Source organism: Streptomyces sp. NPDC046215 (assembly GCF_040646215.1).
In the GTDB taxonomy this organism is placed as follows: Bacteria; Actinomycetota; Actinomycetes; order Streptomycetales; family Streptomycetaceae; genus Streptomyces; species Streptomyces stramineus.
The window spans coordinates 13,855-33,113 of the sequence record NZ_JBEYZW010000046.1 but is presented as its reverse complement, the minus strand read 5'-3'; the positions used below and the strand labels follow the sequence as shown (position 1 = coordinate 33,113).

The following is a 19,259-nucleotide window of genomic DNA, read 5'->3' as shown; positions in this document are numbered from 1 at the left end:
CGTTAGCAATTGTGGGAAGTATCGTCGCCGCGCTGGCGGTCGGCGTGCCCGGGGCGGCGACGGCGGCCGGCCCGCCGCCGGCCGCAGCGGCTCTGGAGCGGTGCGCCGCGCCCGCACAGGTGAAGGTGTTCCGAGAGGGCGGCGTCCCGCTGCTGGACTGGCGGGAGAACCTGGAGTTCGACGGGCGCGGCACGCTGTGGGTCGCGCACATCGCCAAGCACCGGGTGGAGGGGTACGCGCCGGACGGCACCCTCAGGACGAGCTTCCCGGTGAACGGCCCCGGCGGCCTCCGGCGCGGCCCGGACGGCATGATGTACGTCAACTTCGGCGTCAATCCTCTGTCGTCCTGGGCCTCGGGCGGCGGCGTCATGCGCTTCGACCCGGCGGCCGCCCACCCCAGGCCGGAAAAGGTCGTGGAGGGGGTGTCCGGCGTCAACGGGCTCGCCATCGACGCCGAGGGCAACTTCTACCTCAGCCGCGAACTGGCCACCGGCATCGTGAAGATCCGCCCGGACGGCACCAAGGACGCGGAGTGGACGCGGAAGGCGAACGTCTTCGGCGCCAACGGCCTGGAGATCGTGGGCGACCAGCTGTACGCGAGCGTCATCACCGACGCCTCGTCACCGGTCGTCCGGATCCCCCTGAAGAACCCCGAACAGCACACCAGGGTCACGGAGCTCAGCCCCAACCCCCTGAAGCTCAAGCTCCTCGACGACCTGACCTTCTTCAACGGCAAGCTGGTGGTGGCGAGTTTCCGCGACGGCGAACTGATCGAGGTGGACCCGGCGACGGGCAAGTCGTGCGTCCTGGTGTCGGGCCTGCGGATGCCGAGCAGCGTCCGGGTGGCCCGCGGCTTCGGCGACAGCGACCCGCGACGCGACCTGTTCGTCGTGGAGGCGTCGGGCCGCATCGTGAAGGTGACGGCGGGCTGACGCGGGCCGGGGCCGGCCGGCTTTCGGGAACCGGTTCGCTCTCACCGCGTCGATGCCGTAGTGTTCACCTTACCGACGCGGGGTGGAGCAGCTCGGTAGCTCGCTGGGCTCATAACCCAGAGGTCGCAGGTTCAAATCCTGTCCCCGCTACTTGTGAGATGAAGGCCCGGCAGCTTGGCTGCCGGGCCTTCATCGTGTCCGGGGCGAACACCCCTCGGCGCGCCTCCCTCCCCAGAGCCCTCACACCATCGCGCCCCCGCCACTCCCCCGCAGCCGCGCGGCCTGTGATTCTGGATGCGGTCCCGCTCCACCGACTCCTCATCCTGGAGGTTCGATGGTTCTGCCCAGACGTCACCTGCTCGCTTCCTTCGGTGCCGCTGCCGCCTCCCCCGTGGCGGCCCACGGCCGGGCCGCGGCGGTGCCCCCGTTCGTTCTCCCCGCCGGTGCCCGGCCCGAGCACGTTGCCCGGGACGAGGGGTTCTGGCGTGCGGTCGCCCGGCAGTACCGGGTGAGCCGGGAATTCGTCAACCTGGAGAACGGCTACTACGGGATCATGCCGGAGCCCGTGCGCCGTGCCAACGCCCGCAATGTCGAGCGGCTCAACTCGCTCAACTCCTACCTTCTGCGGACCACTTACAAGGCCGAGGCCGAGGAGGTCCGGGCTCAGGTGGCCGCCGTCGCCGGGGTGCCGGCTGAGGAGATCGCGCTCACCCGCTGCGGCACCGAAGCCCTGCAGAACCTCATCGGCGGCTACAACCGGCTGCGGCCCGGCGACGCCGTCATGCATGCCGACCTCGACTACTACAGCATGCAGTACGCCATGAACTGGCTGCGGGAGCGCCGCGGTGCCTCTCTCGTCCGGATCGCGATCCCCGAACCCGCGACGCGTCAGGCCGTGCTGGACACCTACGCCACGGCGCTGCGCGAGCACCCCCGCGTCAAGTTGCTGCTGCTGAGCCACATGAACAACCGCACCGGCCTGGTCACCCCCGTGCGCGACATCGTCGCCGCCGCCAGAAACCGCGGCGTCGATGTGATCGTCGACGCGGCCCACTCCTGGGGGCAGCTCGACTTCGCCCTGCCCGACCTCGGCGCGGACTTCGTCGGCCTGTCCCTGCACAAGTGGATGGGCGCGCCGCTCGGCACGGGCTTCCTGCACATCCGCGGGGATCGCCTGGCCGACATCGACGCCGCCTTCGCCGACGAGACCTACCCGGCCGGTGACATCCGCTCGCGCGTCCACTCCGGGACGATGGACGTCGCGCCCGTCCTCTCCGTGCCCACCGCGCTGGACTTCCACCGGGCGCTGGGCGGTGGGCCCGTCAAAGAGGCCCGGCTGCGGTATCTGCGCGACCGCTGGGTCCGCCGGGCGCGGGACGTCCCAGGTCTGGAGGTGCTCACGCCCGACGACCCCGCGATGTACGGGGCGATCACGTCGTTCCGGGTCACCGGCCGGACCTCCGAAGCGGACAACACCGCCATCGCACGGTACCTGTTCGACCAGTACAAGATCTTCACCGTCCGCCGCGGCGGTCCGGTGCGGGGCGACTGCGTCAGGGTGACGCCCGCGCTGTTCACGGGGCCGGACGACATCGACCGGTTCAGCGTGGCACTGCGGGACGTGGCCCGGCGGTTCCGTGCGTGAGCCCGCCGTCGCGGTGCGGTCTTCTTCCGGCGTCCCCGCCGTGTTGCGATGGGTGAATGAGTGAACTGACGCGCGAGGGGCACCGAGGCACCGGTCCGGGGGCGATCACGCCGGACGGGTGTGCCGTCGAGCTGTACGAACGGCTTCCTGTGGGCGATGAGCCCGACATCGTCCAGCGGGCCGTTCCCGCCCGGGCCCGGATTCTCGAACTGGGCTCGGGTACGGGCCGTATGACGCATCCCCTGGTCGAGCGGGGCTTCACCGTGACGGCCGTGGACGAGTCCTCGGCGATGCTGGAACGGGTGCGCGGTGCCCGGACCGTCCGCAGCCCGATCGAAGAGCTGGAGCTCGGCGAGCGCTTCGACGTGGTGCTGCTGGCCTCCTTCCTCGTCCACACCGCTGATCCGCGGGTGCGGGGGCGTCTGCTGCGGGCCTGCCGGCGGCACGTCGCGGACGAGGGATGCGTGCTGATCCAGCGGGAGGACGCGGGCCGGCACGAGAACCTGCCGCGGGAGAGGGCGGCCGGTGACGGGCTGATCAGAGTGGTGTCCTCCGAGCCGGTCCGCCCCGGGGTGCGCTCCGTCCACGTCGAGTACGTCTTCCCGGACGCGCGGTGGACCCAGACGTTCCTGTCGTGCCCCCTGACCACGGAAGCCTTCGAAGGGGCCCTGGCCGAGGCAGGGCTCGCCGTCGACGCCTACCTGACCGACGACCGGACGTGGGTGCGCGCCCGGCCGGTCCTCGACCGGCCGTAGCCCCCGGCCGTTGAAATCGCGCCCTCAGGGCCGTGAGCCATGTCGCCGTGCCCCCTGTTTCGTTGATCGCGGAGGAGAGCCGGGGATGGGCGCGCGGTGCCGGGCCGGGCGGGGCCGGCGGTAAGGGGTCGGGCTCGTGCGGGGGAAACAGGCTCGTCGGGCGTGGGCGCCGCTGGCCGTGCCGCGGTTCCGTGCGCACTTCGCGGCGCGGCTGCTGAGCTGGTCGGGCGGCGCCGTCGCGCCGGTCGGGCTGGCGTTCGCCGTGCTGGGGCTGCCCGGCGAGGGGGACGGCGGCGGGCTGGGGCTGGTCCTGGCGTGCGGCACGCTTCCGCAGGCGCTGCTGTTGTTCGTCGCCGGCGTGGCGGCGGACCGGTGGCCGCGCGTCCGGATCATGGTGACCGCGAACACGGTCTCCGCCGCCGCCCAGGCGGGTGCCGCGCTGCTGCTGTGGTCGCACCTCGCACGGCTGTGGCAGCTGGCGCTGCTGGCGGCGGTGTGCGGAGCGGCCTCGGCGTTCTTCCTGCCGGCGTCCTCGGGCCTCCTGGCGGACATCGTCCCGGCGGAGCTGCGGCCGGCGGCGAACGCGCTGCTGAGGCTGGGGCAGACCGCGACGCGGGTGGGCGGCCCGGCGGTCGCCGCGGCGCTGGTGGTGGCCGCCGGGCCGCCCTCGGTCCTCGCCTGCGACGCCCTGTCGTTCGCGGGGGCGGCCCTCCTGCTCGCGCCGCTGACCTCGCGCGGTGCCGCGTCCGCGCCACGGGCGGCGTTCGGGCACCAGTTGCGCGACGGCTGGGCGGAGTTCCGGTCGCGGCGCTGGCTGATGGTCATGACGTGGCAGTCGGCCCTGGTCCTTCCGGTGTGGACGACCGGCTACCAGCTCCTGGGGCCGGTGTACGGGCAGCGTGCCCTGGGCGGCGCCAGTGCCTGGGGCGTGGTGATGTCCGGCTTCGCGGCGGGCCTGGTGGGTGGTTCCGGGCTGGCGCTGTGGTGGCGGCCGCGGGGCGTCGGGGTGGTGGCGTGCGCGGGCACCGCGGTCATAGCGGCGCCCCAGGCGGCGATGGCGCTGCGCGCGGGGACGGCCGGTCTCGTGGTGGCCGCCGTGGCGGCCGGGGCCGCGGCGTCGCTGTCGACGACGGTGTGGACGGGGCTGCTGCAGGACGTGATCCCCGCGGGCCGGCTGGGCCGGGTGACGGCGTACACGGCGTTCGGCCAGGCGGTGACGGTGCCGCTCGGCTACCTGGCGGCGGCCCCCGCCACCCGGGTCCTCGGGCTGCGGGGGACGCTGGGCCTGGGCGCGGTGCTGATCGCCGTGCTGGCGGTGCTGCCGCTGCTGGTGCCGGAGGTGCGGCTGCTGGGCGGGCCGGTCACGGCGTCCGGTCCCGGGGGTGCGGCGCGGCGTCCGCCGCGAAGGCCGCGGGCTGCCACTGCGGTGCGAGGATCCGGCGCGTGACGTCGTCCACGTAGTCGATCTGCTCGGGCGTGAGGTAGTCGCGGAAGCCGCCGATGACACCGCGGCGGGTCTTGTACGAGTCGGGGTCCCCGGGCACGGTGGGGCGCAGCCGGTCCGTGCCCAGCGCGTCGGTGAGCTCCATGGCGCGCATGGCCTGGAAGTCCGCGAAGTCGGCCGCGGCGCGCAGCGTCTCCTCGCCCACCGGGGGCAGGCCGCAGAATTCCAGTACGCGCCCGAGTTCGCCGGCGGTGTCCGCCGTCAGCCGCTCGTACGAGGTGAGCAGGAACGAGGCGGGGACGTCCTGCCGGGCGTGCCAGATGTCCCAGAAGGTCAGGCAGGTCTTGATGCTGCCCTCCTCCTCGGTCAGGAAGTCTCCGATCCCCCGGGTGTACGGGGGCTTCTTGCGGTGGGTCCGCTGGAAGTAGCGGGACACCGCCGTGTCCCGGATGTCGCGGACCAGGAGGATGACTTTCCGGTCGTGGTAGAAGTCCTTGTTCCGGGACAGCTCGGCCGGGGTCCGCCAGGCGACGAAGTCGTCGTGCCAGTAGACGATGCGCGGGACGCCGGGGTCCACGGCGCTGTACTCGGTCAGCGTCAGGTCCCGGCAGACTTCCATGGGGATGCCGCGCGCCGCCGAGATGGCCTTGGCCATGAGGACCCGCAGCCACGTGCGTCCGCATTTGGGGAAGGAGACGACGTACACGTCGCCGTCGGCGTCGATCATTTCCCCGGGGCCGGTGACGAAGGGAGGGAGGGGCACGGTGGTCCTTCCTGTCGCGGACTGCCGTCGGCAGCCGCCCGGTTGCGGTGCGGGAAGGGTGCGTCCGGTACCGGCACGCCGAGGAAGGGGGCGAGCCGTTCGTATCCCTGGCCGGCGGTGATGTCGAGCACCAGCAGGTCGTCGTCCCGGCCGGCGAAGTGGCGGGTCGCCTCGGCGGTGTGCCGCCGGGCGATCCGGCGGAACCGTTCCGGGGAGAAGGCGTGGCAGCCGTACACCGCGGCCCGCAGGAAGCGCTGGAGGTCGACGTAGACCTGACCGCGGTGCCCCTTGCTCTCGACGGGCCGTTCCCAGTGCTTGCGGCAGGAGCACAGCCAGCTCTCCTCCTCGCGGACGGTGAGGACGAACTTCGCTCCCGGCCACAGCACGTCCAGGTCCTGGTAGCAGTGGGCGACGGTGATGTCGGTGATCCCGTCGTACCGGTCGAGCAGCGGGAAGCGGGCGGTGCCGGCCAGCAGGGTCGCGTAGGTGTCCGGGTCGGAGGGGTAGTGGACGACGTCGAAACCCAGGGTGTGCAGGGCGCTGGTGAGGGAGGTCGTGCCGGTGCGCGAGAGGCCGATGCCGAAGACCTTCGGCATCGTGCGGTGCGGGGAGGAGGGCGGCGGCGCGGGAGGGGGCCGGTCGGTGCCGTCGGCTGTCACGGTCGGCCTCCTCGGCGGATGGCGGGTCACGGATCGCGGGTCACGGATGGCGGATTACGGATGACGGAGGGACAGGACACGCGGCTCCGGCACGCACGGGGGCCGCGCTGCTGACACCGTGCCCCACCGCCGCGTTTCCTTCAACAGCGCCTCTGCGAGGGCCCGTTTAAGCCGGAGGGCCGGACGCACCGTTGTGCGCGGCCGGGGCCTTTGGTCCAATCATGGCGACGGCGGAACGCGCACGCACGGGTGCCGGGAGGCACGATGTCCACGCTCGGGCACGCCCCGGTACGGCGCTGGGAGCCTCAGGTGTTCACGCCGTTCGCGGAGAGCCCGGGTGTCGTCTTCGCGCGGACGGCGGCCCGCTCGGCGGAGTTCGGCACGGCGGGCGTCTCGGGCGCGCACGGCGCCGGCGACGTGATCGTGGGCAGCGGAGCGGGGGGCGACCGTGCCGACGTGGCCCGGCGGGCCCGGGGCGAGCTGCTGGAGCGGATGGGCAACATCCTGGCCGGACGGCAGGCCGAGAGCGCCGCCCGGTGGCCGGGCTCCTACGAGGACTGGCGGCGGCGCGGCGTGCCCGCCCTCGACCCGGCCGCGCTCTCCGGCTCCACCGGCGACCGTGCGCGGCGCGGCCTGTGGGTGCCGGCCCGCTCCCTGCTCACGGGCGACGAACTGCTGGTCCCGGCGGGCGCGGTGTACCTCAGGCACCGGCCGCCCGCCGGCCGCGCGGCATGGATCAAGGCCGGGTCCACGGGCCTGGGCGCCCACCCCGACCGGCGGGAGGCCGCCGGCCACGCGGCCCGGGAGATCCTCGAACGCGACCTGATCCGCCGCAGTTGGTACGAGGCCGGCGCGCCCGCCCCGCCCGCGGCGCGAGCGCTCCCGGCCGATCTGCCCTCTCCCGTGCGCGACGTTGTGGAACGGCGGGGCGAGCACGTCACGGTGCTGTCGCTGCCCGCACCCGCGGGGACGGTCTGCGCCGTGGTGTGCGTCCACGCCGGCGACGGCACGGCGCAGAGCTTCGGCGCGCGCTGCGCCCCCGTGCGTCACCGCGCGGCGGCCGTGGTGAGCGCGGCCTACGAGGCGCTGATGGTCCGGTGGAGCATGACCGGCCCCGCCGCGGTCCACGCCTGGGCCGAGTGGGGCGGCCGGACTCCGCCCCGCTCGGCGCTGGAGCACGCCCTGTGGGCGTTCCACCGCCAGGACAGCCTGGGCCACTGGCTGAACCGCCCCCGGCGGGCGGCGGCGTCCTGGGAGGCGGGGCCGGACGACGGTCCGGCCGCGCTCGCCGCGTACACCGGTGAGGACGTCCTGCTGGTGGAGACGGACACCCCGCAGATCCGGGCCGAGGGCATCTCGGTGGTCCGGCTGATCGCTCCGGGAACGCGGCCGCTGCCGTCGGGCGACGGCGGAGTGCCGGGCACACCCCCGCACCCTCTCGGCTGACCCGTCGGCACCCCTTTCAGGAGGCCCCAAGATGACCGGATCCGGCCCGCCCGACTACACCGCCTTCGCCCCTCACTACGACTCCTGGTTCGCCCCCTCCGACCGCGTCACCGAGGACACCGTCGGGGCCCTGGCCGGTCTCGCGAAGTCCGCGGGCGCGGGTCCCGTACTGGAACTGGGCATCGGTACCGGGCGGATCGCCCTGCCCCTGACCGCGCGGGGGGTGGAGGTGCACGGCGTCGACCTCTCCCCCGCGATGGTCGGGCAACTGCGCGCCAAGCCCGGCGGGCGGGACATCCCCGTCGCCCTCGGCGACTTCCGGACCGCGGAGGTGACGGGCGGCCCCTACGCGCTCGTGTACGTGGTCAACGGCGCGTTCGCCGAACTGCCCACCCAGGACGCTCAAGTGGACTGCTTCGCGCGCGCCGCCCGGCTGCTGCGGCCCGGTGGCCTCTTCGTCCTCGACGCGCACGTTCCCGAGGCCCTCGCCCAGGGGGCGCCGGCCGGGGGCCAGCTGCTGCCCACCCGCGGCGGTGAGACCGTCCTGCGATTCCGCGAGGTGGACCGGGCCGAGCAGCGTTACCGCTCCCACTACGTCGTCCTCGGGAGCGGGCCGGCGGGCGGCGCGGAGATGCACCGCACGACGGTGTCCTTCCGCTACGCCGCCGCGTCCGAGCTGGATCTGATGGCCCGGCTCGCGGGGCTGCGCCGGCGCGACCGCTGGGCGGACTGGACGGGCTCCCCCTTCACGTCGGCGAGCGCCTTCCACGTCTCCGTCTACGAACGTCCGGCGTGAACGGGAAGGAGCGTGCCATGGCCGAGGACCCCGACGTCTACATGGCGGAGAACAGGCGGCAGTGGGAGTCCTGGACGCCCCGGAAGGCCGCCTCCGCCCGCTCCGGCCTCGACGACTTCCGGCGCGGCGGCCTGCGCGTCCACCAGGTGGAGCGCGACGAGGTGGGGGACGTGTCCGGCCGCACGCTGCTGCACCTGCAGAGCCACATGGGCGTGCGGACCCTCTCCTGGGCCCGGCTCGGCGCGCGGGTGACGGGGGTGGACTTCTCCGCCGAGGGCACCGCGACCGCGCGTTCCCTGGCCCGGGACATCGCCCCTTCGGCCCGCTTCGTGTGCGCGAACGTCTACGACCTGCCCGACCACCTGGACGGGACGTTCGACGTCGTCTACATGTCGCACGGCACCCTGGGGTGGCTGCCCGACCTGGGGAGGTGGGCCGAGACCGTCGCCCGGTTCACCGCCCCGGGAGGGCGGTTCCACCTCTTCGAGGCGCACCCCACCGCGTGGCTCTTCGACCCAGGGACGGACGCACGCGAACTGCGCGTGACCCACGGGTACTTCCACCCCGGCGAGCCGCTGCGCTGGCGCTACCGCAGGCCGCACGCGGCCCCCGGGACCGACACGGACGGCTGGGAGTACTGCTGGGGGCACAGCATGGGGGACGTCGTCACCGCCCTGGTGGCCGCCGGGCTGACCATCGGCCACCTCCGCGAACGGCCTTTCGTGGCCTGGCCCATGTTCCCCTTCCTGGAGCGGCGGGACGACGGGTGGTGGCACCTGCCCGACGACGTCCCCGCCATCCCGCTGTCCTTCTCCCTCATGGCGCACAGACCCCTGTGAACCCACCCGACGGGGGCGGCGGAAGGTGGCCGAGAATCGGGCCCGCGCCCGGCCCCGGCACCCGCGCACCATGGCGATCACCGTCTCCGGGCTGCACGATGACATGCGGGTGCGCCGGTGCTCCGGCGCACCCACGGCCCCTGCCCCCTTCGCTACCCAGGGAGTGAACATGCCCCAGGACATCGTCGAGATCGAGGAAGTACCGGCCGAGGAACTCCCCGAATTCGCCCTGTTGATCGACATACCGTTCGAGGACTGAGCACCGGGACTGAGCCCGGCACATCCGGTCCGTACTCCGGCGGCCTGCCGGCAGCCATCCGGCCGGCCGCTGCGCACGACGTCTTGACGGGAAGGGGCCAGGATTGGACATCGAGCCCGACCACCCCTCGGCCCGGGAGGACCAGGAGGCTCTGCGGCGCCTGCTGCTCAAGGCCGCGCGGGCATGCGGACTGCCGGAGCCGGCGGCCGGGCTGACGATTCCCCCGCACCCGGCGGCCGTGGAGGCGGTGCACCGCGCACAGCGCGCGCGGCGGACCGGCCCGGCCGGCGCACCGGACCGGCACCCGCTCCCGAGCCCGGCGGCGGGAGCGCTCGTCCCCGTGGACCCGGAGGACCAGCCGCATCTCGCGCGCAGCCTGACGCGCGCGCTCGCCCGGCTGCCGGACCGTACGGCGGCGGACGGGAAACCGGTCACCGCCTCACCGGGGAGGTGGACCGCGACCGAACGGGCCGTCCTGGCGGACACCCTCGCGCTGCTCGGCGCCGTGTGGCCGCGGATGCTCGGTGAACTGCGGACGGTGGTCGCCCAGGTGGCGCTGCTGGACGGCATGGCGATCGACGGCTACACCGACTTCACCGTGCACGGTGCCGTTCTGATCAACCGCAGACGGCTCTCGCCGACCCGTGCCGGGCTGCCCGGCCCCGTACGGCTCGCCGAGGCGCTGGTCCACGAGGGGACGCACAACCGCTGCAACGCGGCGGCCGTGAGCGCACCGTTCCTCGCACCCGCCGCCGACGATGGCGCCGGCCTGCTCGCGACGCCGCTGCGGGCCGACCCGCGGCCCTTGAGCGGGCTGTTCCAGCAGACGGTGGTGCTGGCCCGCTGCGTGCGGTGGTACCGGCTGCTCGCCGGAGGGCAGGCCGCAGGTGACCGGCACGACCGGCTGCTCGGCGACCTGCGCGCGGCGGTGACCACGCTGGAGGCCCACCGGTCCGGGCTCACCGGGCACGGCCGTCGGCTACTGGACCAGAGCGCCCTGGTCGCCTCGGCCGGCGGCGGGGCCACGCCCGCAGCAGGTCGCGGACACCGCCCCCGGTGAGCCGGGAGCGCAGTGCCGCCAGGGGCTCCAGGGGGCCACCCAGCAGCCTCGGGTCCGCGTAGGGGACCCAGCCGGTGGCGTGCCGGGGGTATCGCGGCGGGCCGAGGCAGAGGCGTTTGGTGATCACGAAACGCGTCTCGTCGGTGGTGTTGGGCTGCGAGGCGTGCAGGTGGTCCGCGGCGAAGAACAGGATGTCCCCTGCGGCCAGTTCGATGTCCATGGGCGGGCCGGTGTGCTGGCCGGGGAGGAGCGTGTGCCGTCCGTCATGCCGCGGGGCGCGGCGGTACGCCTCGGGGTAGAAGACGAGGCCGTTGCCCCGGCGGACCGGTCCGACGGCCATCCACAGGTTGACCGTGTTGACGGCGGTGTTGAACCACGAGTCGACGTGCGCGTCACGCGGTGTCAGGAACCCTTCCAGGCCGGCCGGCGCGCCCGCGGCCAGGGACCGCTGCGGGGGCATGACGCGGATCCCGAGGTGACCGCCGAGGTAGAGGCGCGCGCCCTGCGGTTCCAGGGCCCGCGCGACATCGCGCAGGACCGCCTCGGCGAGGGGCCGGAGCCGGGTCTCCAGATCGGTGCGGATCGCGCTGATCTGCTCGGTGTCCGCGTGGAGGTGCAGCCTCTCCAGGGAGGCCCCGACCCGTGCGGCGGCCGGGCCGGGCAAGATCCGTGCCACCGCCTGCCCCGTCTCGCGCCGGATCTCCTCCAGGGCTCCGGTGTGCTGGAGCCCGCGCCGCACCGCGATCAGCGCGCCTTCCAGGACGTGGTGCAGCGGGACGGGGATCGTGCGCGCGGCCGGGGTCACCATGCGCACGGGCGCGGGCCGAGGTCCCGGCGGGCCGCCGGGAGTGCCGGTCCGGTCGGGCTGTTCGCTCACGGGCGCTCTCCTGTCGTCGCGGTGATGCCGGCGTGCGGTGCCGTGCGGGGGCGAAGGCGGAAGCCGGACACCCGGCGGGTGACCGCGGGGCGGGGCAGGCGGCGGTCCGCCGGTCGCCGGTGCCCGCGTCACCGCTGCCCGGTGACGGTCGCGGGCGCGCGGCCGGGCAGGACGCGGTCGACGCGCGCCCGCCAGGTGTACCGGGTGGTCAGCTGGTGCCGGGCCGTGGCGCCGAGGGCCTGCCGGGCGGACGCGTCGGCCGCCAGGTGGGCGACGGCGTCCGCCCAGGCCGCCACGTCACCGGGCGCGCGGAGCAGGCAGTTGACCCCGTCGGTCAGCACCTCGCGGAGCACCGGCAGGTCCGAGGCGATGATGGGCTTGCCGTGTGCCATGTACTCGAACAGCTTCATCGGTGAGACCCAGCGGCTGATGTCGGCGACGCCGTCGGCGCACCCCACCGTCGTCCGGTAAGGCGCGAGGACGATGTCGAAGGCGCGGTAGTAGGGGTGCAGCGCGGCCGGCGGGTGGTGGCCGTGGAAGAAGACGTTGGGGTGGCGGCTGCGGCTCTGCCAGTGGGAGCGGTCCTGGTCGGTGCCGCCGACAAGGTGGAAGTCGACGGCGGGCAGGCGTTCGGCGAGCGCGAGGATGACGTCGGTGCCCCGCCCGGGGTAGAGGTGCCCGACGTAGCCGGCGGTGACGGCCTCCGGGCGGCCGGGCAGCGTCGCCACGGGGCCGTCGAGGGGTACGGGGTCGGCGCAGTCGGAGGCCGTGACCAGGTCCAGGTCCGTGCGGGCCCCCAGCCGCGGGAACGCCTTGCGGTAGTCGTCAGCGAGTGCCTGGGTGACGAAGACGACGCGGGTGAGGGCCCGGTGGCGGAACAGCAGCCGTTCGACGCCCCGTACGGACCGCTCCGGCCGGAGCAGATGGGTCTCGTAGACCACCGGGGCCCTCCCGGCGGCCGCGAGCAGCGCGAAGGGGTCCCTTCCGTACAGGACGTCGGGCACGGCCCGGCGCCGGAGGGCGCCGCGGACCCGGCGGGCGCGGAGCAGCGGCCCGAGGGCCGGCACCGGGGGGAGGGGCACGGTGTGCACGGGGAAGCGGTTGCGGGTGCCGTAGTACCCGTGGAGGTCGTCGGTGCGGGCGGTGCCCGGGACGGCGTACAGCTCGATGTCGTGTCCGGCGTCGGCGAAGGCGTCGCACATCCGCATGACGTGGACCCCGTTGGCATAGACGGAGGGGACGCTTCCAGAGTGCAGGTAGGCGATCCGCATGGCCGGTGACCTCCGGGGCCTCGTGACGGGCGAGGGGTGGCCCTCTCATTCGGTCAGGGCGGCGCGGTCAGGGGAAGACCGGGAACCAGCCGACCGCGCCGGTCCCGTCCCCGGAGCCGTCCTTCCGGCCCGGGCCGCCGTGGGGGCGCCGGAGGCGCCTCCGCACGTGGCCTGAACGGCACATGCGCGGACGGCGGCGGGCCCGGGCCCGGCAGCGGCGGTCGGTCCAGGCGTTGAGCAGGACCCGTTCCGCGGGGGAAGGACATGCGCGGAAGGAAAATTATTGGCCAGACCACGCATCCGGCGGGCAGACTGCGACCATGAACGACCGGCTCGATGACGTCCCCGGCGCCCCCACGGCGGCCCGGGCGACGGACTGGATCACCACCCCCCTCACCCCGGAGCTCCTGCGCGGCGCCCTGGACGTGGAGCGCACCGACCACGGGCTGCTGCCGCACCGGCTGCCCGCCCGGGCCCGCGCGCAGTGCGCCGACGGCCTGCTGGCCATGGCGGAGGCCCAGCCCTCGGGCGTACGGCTGGCGTTCCGCACCCGGGCCACCGCCGTCGAGCTGGACGCGCTCCGCACCAAGAACGCCTACAAGGGCGCACCGCCCCGCCCCGACGGCGTGTACGACCTGCTCGTCGACGGCCTGCCGGCCGCGCAGGCCGGCGTGAGCGGCGGCAACGTCGTGATGGTCGACATGGCCACCGGGTCCGCGGAGACCCTGCCCGGCCCCGCCGGCACCGTCCGCTTCACCGGTCTCCCCGACCGTGTCAAGGACGTCGAGATCTGGCTGCCGTACAACGAGATCACCCAGCTGATCGCCCTGCGCACCGACGCCCCGGTCGAGCCGCTGCCGGACGCGGGCCGCAAGAAGTGGCTGCACCACGGCAGTTCGATCAGCCACGGCTCCTTCGCCGCGAGCCCGAGCGCGACCTGGCCCGCGCTGGCCGCCTCCCTCGGCGGCGTGGAGCTGACCAACCTGGGCTTCAGCGGCAGCGCCCTGCTCGACCCGTTCACCGCCCGCGCCCTGCGCGACACCCCCGCCGACCTGATCAGCGTCAAGATCGGCATCAACCTCGTCAACACCGACCTGATGCGGCTGCGGGCCTTCGGCCCCGCGGTGCACGGCTTCCTCGACACGGTCCGCGAGGGCCACCCCACCGTTCCGCTTCTGGTCGTCTCGCCCGTCCTGTGCCCCATCCACGAGGACACCCCCGGCCCCAGCGCCCCGGACTTCAGCAACGGCACGCTCCGCTTCCGTGCCGCGGGCGACCCCGCGGAGCGGGCCGCAGGGAAGCTGACGCTCAACGTCATCCGGGACGAACTGGCCCGTCTGGTGGCGCAGCGGGCGGCCGAGGACCCGAACCTGCACTACCTCGACGGCCGCGAGCTCTACGGCGAGGCGGACGCCGCCGAACTGCCGCTGCCCGACGACCTCCACCCGGACGCCGCCACCCACCGCCGCATCGGCGAACGCTTCGCCGCCGTGGCCTTCGCCTCCGGCGGCCCGTTCGCCACCGAGCGGGCCTGAAGCACCCGGCGCGTCCCGGGCCGCCGCGCGCGAGGTGCGGCCGGACAGGCTCTCCCCCGTGCTGCCGGCGTCAGCGCGCGCCGTGCGGGCCCAGGTGCTCGGCGAGCGCGCCGAGGACGCAGAGGTTCGGGACCCCGGCTGCCCGGGGTCCCGGACCGTGCCACCTCCCGTCGATATCGAGCCCGACGGCCCCTTCCCGGGCCCCGAGGTGCCGGACCCTCGGCCACGGCGCGCGGAGCTCTCCGTAGCCGATCTCGTCCCGGGTCAGCCAGATGTCACCGAAGGTCAGGCGCCCGCCTTCCTCAAGTGCCGCCAGGGCCTGCGGCAGTTGGGCGCGGGTGACGCCCCGCTGGATCGCGGAGCACCATTCCGCCGCGTCACCGTGTTCCGGCCCGCCGTGCAGCACGACCCTCTTCCCGTCGATGTCGGTGAGTGCGCAGGAGGTGCCGTCGCAGGCCGGGTCGTGCCGGTGAAGGGTGCTCGTCCCGAACACGGTGGTGGTGTCGTAGCGGATGACGTGGATCCGCCCGGTGACGGCGATGGTCGCGCCGTGCTCGTACAGATCCAGTCGCGCGTCGTCACGCGCTTTCGCCGTGAACGGCCCGCGGTGCGGGACGAACGCGGGCAGCGCGGCGATCCCCCGGGCCCACAGGGTTCCCGTGCGGGCCGTGTGCGCGGCTCCCGTGTAGGTGGCAGAGCGCTTGCCGAGGTGTTCGCGGCCCGCTGCCGCCGAGATCCTCGCCAGCAGCAGTTCGTCACCGCGCGTGGGCCGCCCCGGGCGGGTCACCTCGGTGTTCCGGTGAGGCCGAGGCAGGACTCGTCCCCGCTCAAAATCATCCGGTGCGTCCGCCGCAGCATCCGGCCCGGGGAGACGCCCAGGTCGTCGGCCAGCCGGCGGCGGGTGCGGTCGAAGACGGTCAGGGCGTCGGCCTGCCGGCCGCTCAGGTACAGCGCGCGCATGAGCATCGCGGCAGCGGGCTCGTTGAGGGGCTGCGCACCGGTCAGGGCCGACAGTTCGGCGACCGCCTCGCAGTGCCGGCCCAGCCGCAGCTGCCAGTCGAGCTTCCGCTGCGCGATGACGACCCTGCGCTCGGTGAGCCGCAGCCGCTCCAGCTCGGCCAGCGGGCCGGGCAGGCCGGCCAGGGGCTCGCCGCGGAAAAGGTCGAGCGCCCGGGCGCAGGCGCCGACCGCCTCGGTGAGTTCGCCCGCCCGCGCGGCCGCGCCGGCCGCGGTGACCAGTTCCTCCACGCGGGCCACGTCCACAGTGACGGCGCCGGGGAGCAGCCCGTAGCCGCACCGGTCGCGTGCGATCACCGTGTCCGGGCCGCCTCCCGCACGCAGGATCTTGCGCAGCCGGTAGATGTACACGGGCACCACGTTGGTGTTCGGCGGTTCCTCCCCCCACACCCCGACGAGCAGTTCCTGCCGGCTGACCGTCCGGCCCTGGCACAGCGCCAGCGCCGCCAGTACGGCTTGCTGGCGCAGGGGCCCCAGGTCCAGGGGCAGCCCGTCGCGCCGGGCCCCCAGCGGCCCGAGCAGCGATATCCGTATCCGCGGTGCGGGCACGGGGCGGGCGGTGGCCGGCGGCACCGGGCCGGGTGCCCGTCTGCGGGGGCCACGGCCGGGGGCGACCAGCCCGCTGTCGAAGGCGTGGACGATGGCGGCGGACCGGTCGCGCAGCCCGAGGGTGACGAGGGCCCGTGCGAGGTGTGCGGCCACGGCGTCCTCGGGGATGGCGAGGGCGGCGGCGATCTCGTCGTCCCTCAGGCCGCAGCCGACCGCGTAGAGCACCTCGCGCTCCTGGTTCCCGAGCGCGGTGACGGCCGGCAGGCCGGTGCTGGCGGTGATCTGCATGGGGGCTCCCCCGGGCTGGGGCCGCTTCCTGCGGCGCGTGCCGTCGACACTGCCGCCGATCACCGGGCGACGGACAGGCCGCAGGACCGGCCGTATGCGGCCGGTGGCCGCGCTAGAGTCCCCCAACTGGGGAAACTTCATATCCGAGGCGGAGGCCCTGACCTGTGGCCAGTGAGTTCAGCGCACTGTTACGGCGGCTGCGGCACGACGCGGGATTGACTCAGGAGGGCCTGGCGGAGCGCGCCGGAGTGGGCGTGCGCACCATTCGCGGGCTGGAGACCGGTGAGCGGGCGGACCCCCGGGTGACCACGGTGCGGCTGCTGGCCGACGCGCTCGGGCTGGCACCGGAGCACCGCGAGGCGCTCTTGGCCGCCGCCGTCCACCGGACCGGGCACGGGGACGAAAAGGACGAGACGACCGGCCACGTCGGGCAGGTCACGGAGCGGCCGGGCTCGGCGCTCCAGGAGATCCTCGCCGGCGTCGGCGAGCAGCTCGCACAGGCGGTGGCGGCCCGCTGGCAGCGCGAGGAGGAGCACCGGCAGGTCCACGACCCCTATCCACTGCCGGTGCGCTGGCTGCCGGCCCCCGAGGAACTGACGGACCACTGGGCCAACATCCGCGCTCTGCCCGCCGGGGTCCGGCACGGTCCGCTGGACCTGAGCGGGCGGCTGGACGACATCGCCGGCGTGTACCGGCGGATCCCGTCCGGGCGGCTGGTGGTGCTGGGCCGGCCCGGCTCGGGGAAGACGGTCCTCGCCGTGCGGTTCGTCCTGGACCACCTGGCGTCGAGGGCCCGCGCCGACGCCGTGCCGGTGATCTTCAGCATCGGCTCGTGGGACCCCACCGCCCTGACCTTCCGGGACTGGCTGACGCGCCAGCTGACCCGTGATCACCCGGGGCTCGCCGCCCCGGGCCCCGCGGGGCCGAGCCTGGCCGCCGCGCTGGTCGACAGCGGCCGGGTGCTCCCCGTGCTGGACGGCTTCGACGAGATAGCCGACGGTCTGCGCCGCCCCGCGCTGGAGGCGCTCAACGCCACCACCTTGCCCCTGCTGCTGACGAGCCGGCCGGCCGAATACGCCGCCGCGGTGGCCGAGACCGACGTGCTCACCTCCGCCGCGGCGGTGAACTTGAGCGACCTCACCCTGAGCGACCTGGCCGATTACCTGCCGCGCACCACGCGCAAGGCGGGCGGCGGCGACCCCGCGAGGACCGCCTGGGACCCCGTGCTGAGCGAGCTGCGCGAGCGGCCGCACAGCCGGGCCGGTGCCGACCTCGCCACGGTGCTCACCACCCCGCTGATGGTCGCGCTGGCCCGCGCCGTCTACAGCGACACCCCCGGCCACGACCCTGTCTCGCTCCTGGACACCCGGCGGTTCGCCGGCCCCGGGGAGCTGGAGGAGCACCTCCTCGACAATTTCGTCGCCACCGTCTACCGCCCCCGGCCCGAGTACCGGCCGGGCGGCAGTGCGCGCCGTGAGGTCGACCCGGAGCGCGCCCGGTACTGGCTCGGCTATCTCGCCCACCATCTGACCCGCCTCGATACCCCCAACCTGGAGTGGTGGCGCCTCGGTTCGGGGCTGCGCCGCTCCACGCGCACGCTGGTGACCGCGCTGATGGTCTGTCTGGCCACCGGGCTCGTCGACTGTGCCGTCGGCACCCTCTTCGACTCCCTCGGGTTCCAGCTCGCGGACGGGCTGACCGTGGGGGTCGTCGCCGGGCTCATGTTCGGGATCGCGTACTGGTTCATGGTCGCGGCCGGGAACACGGCGGTGGCACCGTCCGGTGTGCGCATGAAGGTGTCCGGCCGGACGGGCGGGACGGCGCGGCGGGCCGTTCCCCGGCTCCTACTCGGATTGCTGTGCGGCCTCGTCTTCGGCTTCGGTTACGGCTTCGTCCGCGGGGTGCACAACGGCGTCATCCACCACACCGGGCTGCCGGCCGCCCTGTACCACGGTCTGTGCGACGGCACCGTGTACGGGCTCGCGTTCAGCCTGGCGGCCGGCCCCAGCCTCGGCCTGCTGAGCCTCCTCGAAACACCACTCGACATCCGGTCCGCCATCAGCCCGGTCAGTCTTCTGCGCACCAACTGCCGGACGGTCGTCACGCAGCTCCTCGTGTGGGGGCCCACGTTCGGGGTGCTGGTCGGGCTCGGGGCCGACGTGGTGGTCCGGCTCCTGCCGGCCCTGCTGGGTCCGATGGTCTGGGGGACCACGGCCTCGGTCAAGCTCGGCCTCATCAGCGGGCTCGGCGGTGCGCTCGGCTACGGCCTCAGCCTGACCGCCTGGGGCCAGTGGGTAGTCCTCTCCCGGATCTGGCTGCCGCTGACCGGCCGGCTGCCCTGGTCCGTCGTCGGCTTCCTCGAAGACGCCTACGAGCGGGGCGTGCTCCGCCAGGCGGGCGCGGTCTACCAGTTCCGGCACGCTCGCTTGCAAGACCACCTCGCCCGCACCTACCGGCTGCCGGGCGCCGCCCGGCAGCCGGAGCGGCGCGGGTGATCGGGCGGCACGGAAGCGGGCCTCTCCGAGCTCTGCCGCAAGGACCGCACTGTCACGGCGGCGGCCGACTCGGCTCTCGCGGCCCTCGCCACCCTCGCAGCTCTCGCGGTTCTCGCTCAGGCTCTGCCCGGGCCCGTCACCGTCCTCACCGCCGGCCCCAGGACCGCAGGCCCCAGGACCGCTCGCTGCCCTGCGGGCCCGCCATCGAGATCATCGAATCCTGAGGAACGCTAACTGAATGCGGGCAAGCCACGGGCGTGCATTTTGCACGACCTGATAACGGAGCGGGACACCCGGAACCGTCGCCCGACCCGACAGTCTCCCGACCACCTGAACACCCGCGCCGAGCAGCTGAGTTGCCTCGTTCTCGCCCCGCACCCCCCGCCCGCGGCGGACCGGAAGCACGGGGGCTGAACCCGGCCGGAGAAGCCTGCCGGAGGACATAAATCGCTTGCGGGCCCACCGAGGCGAAAAGTAGCGTGACGGCGCTCCTGGAGCTGCGCGCTCCGTTCACATATGTCCCGAGGTGATGACTTATCTCCCAGGCCCTGTAGCCGCCTGTCGTGAGGCTCGACCCCCTGCCGTTCGCCGGCAGCGCGCGGTCGCCTCAGCAGCGGCGTACCCCTCGG

At 74.2% G+C, this 19,259-nt stretch carries 17 protein-coding genes and 1 tRNA gene; 12 read left to right on the top strand and 6 right to left on the bottom strand.

All coding sequences use genetic code 11. The features are described 5' to 3' along the window. Positions 1 to 11: 11 nt before the first annotated feature. From ABZ951_RS20575 to ABZ951_RS20555, 5 genes are all read left to right on the top strand, one after another. A complete protein-coding gene (locus ABZ951_RS20575; RefSeq protein WP_344086002.1) occupies positions 12 to 932 on the top strand; it encodes a hypothetical protein in 921 nt (306 codons plus the stop codon). 76 nt (positions 933 to 1,008) lie between these two features. Continuing rightward, positions 1,009 to 1,082 (top strand) — tRNA-Met (locus tag ABZ951_RS20570). A gap of 184 nt (positions 1,083 to 1,266) precedes the next feature. Further along, entirely contained in the window at positions 1,267 to 2,577 is a 1,311-nt protein-coding gene (locus ABZ951_RS20565) for an aminotransferase class V-fold PLP-dependent enzyme (RefSeq protein ID WP_344085999.1), read from the top strand. A 56-nt stretch (positions 2,578 to 2,633) separates the two neighbouring features. Next, the gene (locus tag ABZ951_RS20560; protein WP_344085996.1) at positions 2,634 to 3,332 is read left to right on the top strand and encodes a class I SAM-dependent methyltransferase; all 699 of its coding nucleotides are present in this window, start codon (positions 2,634 to 2,636) and stop codon (positions 3,330 to 3,332) included. A gap of 136 nt (positions 3,333 to 3,468) precedes the next feature. Further along, on the top strand, positions 3,469 to 4,779 hold the full coding sequence (locus ABZ951_RS20555; protein ID WP_344085993.1) for an MFS transporter: 1,311 nt from the start codon (positions 3,469 to 3,471) through the stop codon (positions 4,777 to 4,779). On the opposite strand, the gene ABZ951_RS20550 is transcribed toward ABZ951_RS20555, so the two are convergent. Continuing rightward, the gene (locus tag ABZ951_RS20550; RefSeq protein WP_344085991.1) at positions 4,694 to 5,539 is read right to left on the bottom strand and encodes a sulfotransferase domain-containing protein; all 846 of its coding nucleotides are present in this window, start codon (positions 5,537 to 5,539) and stop codon (positions 4,694 to 4,696) included. The genes ABZ951_RS20555 and ABZ951_RS20550 overlap by 86 nt on opposite strands. After that, positions 5,500 to 6,198 carry a sulfotransferase family protein gene (locus ABZ951_RS20545; RefSeq protein WP_344085988.1) on the bottom strand — a complete coding sequence of 233 codons (699 nt, stop codon included), beginning with the start codon at positions 6,196 to 6,198 and terminating at the stop codon, positions 5,500 to 5,502. The genes ABZ951_RS20550 and ABZ951_RS20545 overlap by 40 nt, the downstream gene beginning before the upstream one ends. 264 nt (positions 6,199 to 6,462) lie before the next feature. Between ABZ951_RS20545 and ABZ951_RS20540 the strand changes: the two genes are divergently transcribed. The 5 genes from ABZ951_RS20540 to ABZ951_RS20520 all read left to right on the top strand — a co-directional run bounded on the left by ABZ951_RS20540 (position 6,463) and on the right by ABZ951_RS20520 (position 10,598). Further along, complete coding sequence (locus tag ABZ951_RS20540; protein ID WP_344085986.1) at positions 6,463 to 7,644, top strand: YcaO-like family protein; 1,182 nt, start codon at positions 6,463 to 6,465, stop codon at positions 7,642 to 7,644. Between the two features lie 31 nt (positions 7,645 to 7,675). Beyond that, positions 7,676 to 8,440 carry a methyltransferase domain-containing protein gene (locus tag ABZ951_RS20535; RefSeq protein WP_344085983.1) on the top strand — a complete coding sequence of 255 codons (765 nt, stop codon included), beginning with the start codon at positions 7,676 to 7,678 and terminating at the stop codon, positions 8,438 to 8,440. A gap of 17 nt (positions 8,441 to 8,457) precedes the next feature. Further along, the gene (locus ABZ951_RS20530) at positions 8,458 to 9,279 is read left to right on the top strand and encodes a class I SAM-dependent methyltransferase (RefSeq protein WP_344085980.1); all 822 of its coding nucleotides are present in this window, start codon (positions 8,458 to 8,460) and stop codon (positions 9,277 to 9,279) included. Positions 9,280 to 9,304: 25 nt separating this feature from the next. Further along, a complete protein-coding gene (locus ABZ951_RS20525; RefSeq protein ID WP_344085977.1) occupies positions 9,305 to 9,538 on the top strand; it encodes a hypothetical protein in 234 nt (77 codons plus the stop codon). A gap of 103 nt (positions 9,539 to 9,641) precedes the next feature. After that, on the top strand, positions 9,642 to 10,598 hold the full coding sequence (locus ABZ951_RS20520; RefSeq protein WP_344085974.1) for an HEXXH motif-containing putative peptide modification protein: 957 nt from the start codon (positions 9,642 to 9,644) through the stop codon (positions 10,596 to 10,598). On the opposite strand, the gene ABZ951_RS20515 is transcribed toward ABZ951_RS20520, so the two are convergent. Both ABZ951_RS20515 and ABZ951_RS20510 read right to left on the bottom strand, forming a co-directional pair. Next, positions 10,498 to 11,475: a phytanoyl-CoA dioxygenase family protein gene (locus tag ABZ951_RS20515; protein WP_344085971.1), complete on the bottom strand. Its 978-nt coding sequence runs from the start codon at positions 11,473 to 11,475 to the stop codon at positions 10,498 to 10,500. The genes ABZ951_RS20520 and ABZ951_RS20515 overlap by 101 nt on opposite strands. 128 nt (positions 11,476 to 11,603) lie before the next feature. Further along, positions 11,604 to 12,746 carry a glycosyltransferase family 4 protein gene (locus tag ABZ951_RS20510; protein ID WP_344085969.1) on the bottom strand — a complete coding sequence of 381 codons (1,143 nt, stop codon included), beginning with the start codon at positions 12,744 to 12,746 and terminating at the stop codon, positions 11,604 to 11,606. A gap of 320 nt (positions 12,747 to 13,066) precedes the next feature. Here ABZ951_RS20510 and ABZ951_RS20505 point away from each other — a divergent pair, with 320 nt between their 5' ends. Beyond that, positions 13,067 to 14,281: a GDSL-type esterase/lipase family protein gene (locus tag ABZ951_RS20505; protein WP_344085965.1), complete on the top strand. Its 1,215-nt coding sequence runs from the start codon at positions 13,067 to 13,069 to the stop codon at positions 14,279 to 14,281. A gap of 70 nt (positions 14,282 to 14,351) precedes the next feature. On the opposite strand, the gene ABZ951_RS20500 is transcribed toward ABZ951_RS20505, so the two are convergent. Both ABZ951_RS20500 and ABZ951_RS20495 read right to left on the bottom strand, forming a co-directional pair. Next, positions 14,352 to 15,068, bottom strand: coding sequence for a DUF6585 family protein (locus tag ABZ951_RS20500; RefSeq protein ID WP_344085962.1), 717 nt, complete (start codon positions 15,066 to 15,068; stop codon positions 14,352 to 14,354). Further along, a complete protein-coding gene (locus tag ABZ951_RS20495) occupies positions 15,065 to 16,135 on the bottom strand; it encodes a BTAD domain-containing putative transcriptional regulator (protein WP_344085959.1) in 1,071 nt (356 codons plus the stop codon). Before ABZ951_RS20495 ends, ABZ951_RS20500 begins: the two co-directional genes overlap by 4 nt. Before the next feature lie 164 nt (positions 16,136 to 16,299). Between ABZ951_RS20495 and ABZ951_RS20490 the strand changes: the two genes are divergently transcribed. Next, positions 16,300 to 18,630, top strand: coding sequence for a helix-turn-helix domain-containing protein (locus ABZ951_RS20490; protein WP_344085956.1), 2,331 nt, complete (start codon positions 16,300 to 16,302; stop codon positions 18,628 to 18,630). Positions 18,631 to 19,259 lie beyond the last annotated feature (629 nt).

What these genes read in the sequence shown, in the direction of transcription:
- ABZ951_RS20565 (WP_344085999.1), top strand. Translation starts at nt 1,267, where the DNA reads ATGGTTCTGCCCAGACGTCACCTGCTCGCTTCCTTCGGTGCCGCTGCC.
- ABZ951_RS20560 (WP_344085996.1), top strand. Translation starts at nt 2,634, where the DNA reads ATGAGTGAACTGACGCGCGAGGGGCACCGAGGCACCGGTCCGGGGGCG.
- ABZ951_RS20540 (WP_344085986.1), top strand. Translation starts at nt 6,463, where the DNA reads ATGTCCACGCTCGGGCACGCCCCGGTACGGCGCTGGGAGCCTCAGGTG.
- ABZ951_RS20535 (WP_344085983.1), top strand. Translation starts at nt 7,676, where the DNA reads ATGACCGGATCCGGCCCGCCCGACTACACCGCCTTCGCCCCTCACTAC.
- ABZ951_RS20530 (WP_344085980.1), top strand. Translation starts at nt 8,458, where the DNA reads ATGGCCGAGGACCCCGACGTCTACATGGCGGAGAACAGGCGGCAGTGG.
- ABZ951_RS20510 (WP_344085969.1), bottom strand. Translation starts at nt 12,746, where the DNA reads ATGCGGATCGCCTACCTGCACTCTGGAAGCGTCCCCTCCGTCTATGCC.
- ABZ951_RS20505 (WP_344085965.1), top strand. Translation starts at nt 13,067, where the DNA reads ATGAACGACCGGCTCGATGACGTCCCCGGCGCCCCCACGGCGGCCCGG.
- ABZ951_RS20495 (WP_344085959.1), bottom strand. Translation starts at nt 16,135, where the DNA reads ATGCAGATCACCGCCAGCACCGGCCTGCCGGCCGTCACCGCGCTCGGG.